This window comes from Parafrankia colletiae (genome assembly GCF_001854655.1).
In the GTDB taxonomy this organism is placed as follows: Bacteria; Actinomycetota; Actinomycetes; order Frankiales; family Frankiaceae; genus Parafrankia; species Parafrankia colletiae.
Genome location: NZ_MBLM01000061.1, coordinates 1 through 4,421, shown reverse-complemented (window position 1 = coordinate 4,421; position 4,421 = coordinate 1). Strand labels below are relative to the sequence as shown.

The window sequence follows — 4,421 nt, the reverse complement described above, 5'->3', positions numbered from 1 at the left end:
GGGCGGCCGTTGATGCCGCCGGAGGCGTTGACGGCCGCGGCGGCGGCCTGGGCGCCTTCGTAGGACTCGGTGTGCGGGGTGACGCTGTTCAGGGAGGTGAACACCTGGATGGTGATCGGTGCGCCGGTAAGCCCGGCGGCGCTGGTCGTGCTGTCGGAGTCGCCATCGTCGCCACAGGCGACGAGGGCGGCGGATAAGAGTCCGGCCGCGGCAATGGCCGCGAGAGTCCTGCGGATTATCACGTGATTTCCCTTCCCGGTGTGGTTACTGTGCACAGGCCGGTAGRCCGGCCCGGTGGAGTGGTCGGGTCGCGCGGTGGATGTGTCTCGCGGGTGGCCCGGCCCGGGGCAGGGCGGCACGGGGTGTTTCCGCGTGGCTGTGTTTCCCGTGTGGGCGCGTGTGTGTTCCGGACTGGCCGGGTCCGGCGACCGGCCATGGAGGGTGGTTTGCCCCATTCCACCCACCCGCGACCGGAGTTTAAACTGAGTCAAATTTAGCGGGGTCCTCTTTTTAACAGGTAGAGGCAGGTCACACAACCCTGGAGCGGGGGTGGCCGTGGCGCGCGAGCCGGCGGGACGGGCTGCGGCCGGACGGCGCGTGGCGGGATGGTGATGGTCGGTGGCCGCGAGGGTACAGGCCGTCGAGGAGATGGAGATCCGGCCGTTCCGGGCTCTTGCATAGTTAGACTCGGTCTAACTAAGGTGTGCGGGCGAGGTCGTGTCGGACCATGGCATCCAGGCCGGTTTCCACGCTCACCGCGGAAGGGAGCCACCACACGTGACTTTCACCATCGATCTGGGCGGTAAATCGGCCGTGGTCACCGGGGGCGGCCAGGGTGTGGGGCGGGCGATCTGCCTGAGCCTGGCCGCGGCCGGGGCCCGGGTCATCGTCAACGACTACGTGCCCGACCGGGCCACCCTCGTCGCCAAGGAGATCGAGGAGCTGGGCGGGGCCGCGCTGGCCAGCCCCTTCGACGTCTCCGACTACGCGGCGGCGACCAAGGCGATCGGCGCGGAGAAGGTCGACATCCTGGTCAACAACGCGGGCAACGCCGGCCCCCCGACGCTGGAGGCCGCGCCGCCGGGCGGGCGCGGGCCCTCGGTCAGCCTCGGGGAGTTCACGAACACCGAGCCGGCCGACTGGGACCGGTACTTCGCCGTGAACCTCTACGGCGTCATGAACTGCACCCGCGCGGCACTCCCCCACATGATCGCAGCCGGCGACGGGCGCATCATCACGATCGTGTCGGACGCGGGCCGCGTGGGTGAGCCGCACATGGCACCGTATGCCGCGGCGAAGGCGGGAGCGGCGGGCTTCACCCGGGCCATCGCCCGCGAGGTGGGCCGGGACGGGATCACCGTCAACAACGTCGCGCTGGGCACGGTCGACACCATCGGCCTCGAGGACATGGCGCGCGAGTCGCCGGAACTGGCCGAGCGCGTGCGGCGGCAGCTGAAGCGTTACATCGTTCCCCGACTCGGGCAACCCGACGACGTGGCCGGCCTCATCACCTTCCTCGCCAGCCCGGCGGCGTCGTGGATCACCGGCCAGACCTATCCGGTGAACGGCGGCTATTCGGTCAACATGTGACGGAGCGGCACATCGGAATGCCCGGTTTGCCAGAGAACCCGCGTATTCCGGCGGCAGCGATCGTGACCCCATCACGCGGGCCACGAAGCCGAGGGATGCGCAGCAGCGCACGGCTGCGCCGGCACAGCCCCGAAGGGAACAGCAATGGATCCCGATCTCAGCCCGGACCAACGCCTCCTCAAGGAGACGACGGAACGGTTCATCGAATCGCGCCTGCCGCTGCCGGCGTTACGTGAGCTGATCGACGCCGGCGGCGAGGTCGACGCCTCGTACCGGCGCGAGGCCGCCGAGCTGGGCTGGTTCGCCTTCCTCGCGCCCGAGTCGCTGGGCGGGGGCTCGGTGTCCGGTGACGGGCTCCTCGACGCGGCCGTCCTCGCCGAGCTACGCGGCCGGTACCTGCAGCCGGGTGCCTTCATCGACACGAACGTCGCCGTGGCGGCCCTGTCCCGGGACGGCTCGGAGGAGCAGGTCACGAAGATCCTGCCGAGTCTGATCGAGGGCGAGGCGTCGGTCGCCTGGGCCGTCGCGGACCCGGCCGGGGACTGGTCGGGCGCGACCGGCGTCGGGTGTCGGGCGGTGGACGGGGGGTACCGCCTGACCGGCAGCAAGGGGCTTGTCGTCGAGGCGCAGACCGCGCAGTGGCTGCTGGTGACGGTCACCGCGCCGGAGGGCCCCACCCAGTTCCTGCTGCCGGTGGCGACGCCCGGAGTGCGCGTCGAGGTCCTGTCCGGGTTCGACCTCAGCCGGCGGCTGTGTGAGATCCACTTCGACGACGTCGAGGTGGACGGGTCCGCCGTCCTGGGAACGCCCGGCGCGGCCGGGGACACCGTCGAGGCCCAGCTGCGGATCGCCGCGGTGCTCAGCGCCGCGGAGACCGCCGGGGCCATGCAGTACCTGTTCGACCTGGCCCTGCAGTACTGCAAGGACCGCATCGCCTTCGGACGTCCCATCGGCTCGTTCCAGGCGGTCAAGCACCAGCTGGCGGACAGCAGCCTCGCGGTGGAGATGAGCCACGCCGTGGTCACCTCCGCGGCGCGGGCCGTCCAGGAGGACAGCCACGGCGCGGCGCATGCCACGAGCCTGGCGAAGGCGTTCGTCGGTGACGCCGCGGTGGAGGTCGCGCACAGCTGCTGGCAGCACTTCGGCGGGATCGCGTACACCTGGGAGCACGACTTCCACTTCTACCTGCGCCGCCTCACGACCGACGCCTCGCTGTACGGCTCGCCGACCTGGCACCGCGAGCGGGTCTGCCAGTTGGCCGGGGTCTGACCGCGATGGGGAACGAAGGAGGGGTCATGGCCACCGCGCCGGATCTGGAGGAGTACCGCGTGGCGGCGCGGCGCTGGCTCGCCGCGAACCTCGAGCGCCGTGAGGCGGGCCAGGCGGGCGGGCGTGGCGGCAGCGACGCGCACACGGAGGAGGACTTCCGCGCCGAGCGGGCGCTGCAGAAGAAGATCTACGAGGCGGGCTACGCCGGGATCAACTGGCCCAGCGAGTACGGCGGGCAGGGCCTGAGCGACGCGCACGCACGCGCCTTCGCGCTGGAGGCCATCCCCTACCGGCTGCCCGATCTGGGCCACGCCGGGGGCACAACCTACGGGCCGGTCGGGCAGACGCTCATCCGGCACGGCTCGCCGGAGTTCCTCGCCCGGCACATCCCGCGGATCCTCGCCGCCGACGAGCTGTTCGTCCAGCTGTTCTCCGAGCCGAACGCGGGCTCGGACATGGCGGGCATCACCACCCGGGCGGTGCGCACCGACGGCGGGTGGCTGATCACCGGCTCGAAGATCTGGACCAGCGGCGCCACCGAGGGCGACTTCGGCATGTGCCTGGCCCGGAGCAACTGGGACGCCCCCAAGCACCGCGGGCTGACCTGGTTCGCGGTGCCGCTGCGGGCTCCCGGCGTGACGATCCAGCCGATCCGGGAGATCACCGGAGGCGCGGAGTTCTGCCAGGAGTTCCTCGACGACGTCTTCGTCCCCGACAACGACGTGATCGGCGATGTCGACCAGGGCTGGACCGTCGCGCAGACCATGCTGCTCGTCGAGCGCGGCGCCGGCCGGGACGACCCGGTGAACCTGCCCGAGGTCGGCCCGGCCGAGCTCGACCCGTTCCTGGTCGAGCTCGCGCGGGCCGCCGGCCGCGCGCAGGACCCGGTGGCACGCCAGGCGCTGGCGCGGATCCACACCGCCGACTGGGCCCGCGGGCAGCTCGGCCGGCGGATCACTGGCCTGTTGCGGTCCAGCGACAAGCCGGCGAGTGGAATCGCCTCCTACTGGAAGCTCTCGGCCGGTGTGTACAACCCGGAACGAGCGCGCCTTGCGCTGGAAATCGGGCGCGGGATCCCACTTGTCTGGCGGGATGATGACGGCCGCCGGGCCACGCTGGACTATCTGAACAGCCGGGTCTGGTCGATCGCCGGTGGCACCAACGAGATGCAGCGCAACGCGATCAGCGAACGCGTGCTGGGCCTGCCCCGGGAGCCGAGCTTCGACCGGGGCAAGCCGTTCAACGAGGTACAGCGCAGCGCCCGGCAGTGGCTGGACAATAGCTGAGACGGAAGGCGCGATGTTCACCCGCGTTCATCGGGTGGCGGACGGAGGAGCGATGCGATCGGATGTGGCGGAAGTCTCGGCGACATCGGATGCATCACGCCCACTGTCGATGACCCCTGTGCCATCGGTATACTCCGGAAGGTGAGCATTTCGCCTGAGCCACGGCGGCGCGCGGGCCTCCTGCAGGAGCGTTCCCGGGAGACCCGGCGCCGCCTGGTCCGTTCCGCGTTGCATTTGTGGACCGAACGCGGTTTCGAGACCAATGCCGCTTAGTTA

Annotated in this window: 3 protein-coding genes and 1 pseudogene; 3 read left to right on the top strand and 1 reads right to left on the bottom strand. The window is 70.8% G+C overall.

Annotated elements, in window-relative coordinates; genetic code table 11:
* Nucleotides 1-242: pseudogene (locus CC117_RS09025) on the bottom strand (ABC transporter substrate-binding protein); the annotation flags it as partial.
* Between the two features lie 535 nt (nt 243-777).
* On the opposite strand from CC117_RS09025, the gene CC117_RS09020 reads away from it, so the two are divergent.
* From CC117_RS09020 to CC117_RS09010, 3 genes are all read left to right on the top strand, one after another.
* Nucleotides 778-1,590 carry an SDR family NAD(P)-dependent oxidoreductase gene (locus CC117_RS09020; RefSeq protein WP_071083309.1) on the top strand — a complete coding sequence of 271 codons (813 nt, stop codon included), beginning with the start codon at nt 778-780 and terminating at the stop codon, nt 1,588-1,590.
* A gap of 144 nt (nt 1,591-1,734) precedes the next feature.
* Nucleotides 1,735-2,859, top strand: coding sequence for an acyl-CoA dehydrogenase family protein (locus CC117_RS09015; RefSeq protein ID WP_071083308.1), 1,125 nt, complete (start codon nt 1,735-1,737; stop codon nt 2,857-2,859).
* Nucleotides 2,860-2,885: 26 nt separating this feature from the next.
* Entirely contained in the window at nt 2,886-4,145 is a 1,260-nt protein-coding gene (locus tag CC117_RS09010; protein WP_071083307.1) for an acyl-CoA dehydrogenase family protein, read from the top strand.
* Nucleotides 4,146-4,421 lie beyond the last annotated feature (276 nt).

What these genes read in the sequence shown, in the direction of transcription:
- CC117_RS09015 (WP_071083308.1), top strand. Translation starts at nt 1,735, where the DNA reads ATGGATCCCGATCTCAGCCCGGACCAACGCCTCCTCAAGGAGACGACG.
- CC117_RS09010 (WP_071083307.1), top strand. Translation starts at nt 2,886, where the DNA reads ATGGCCACCGCGCCGGATCTGGAGGAGTACCGCGTGGCGGCGCGGCGC.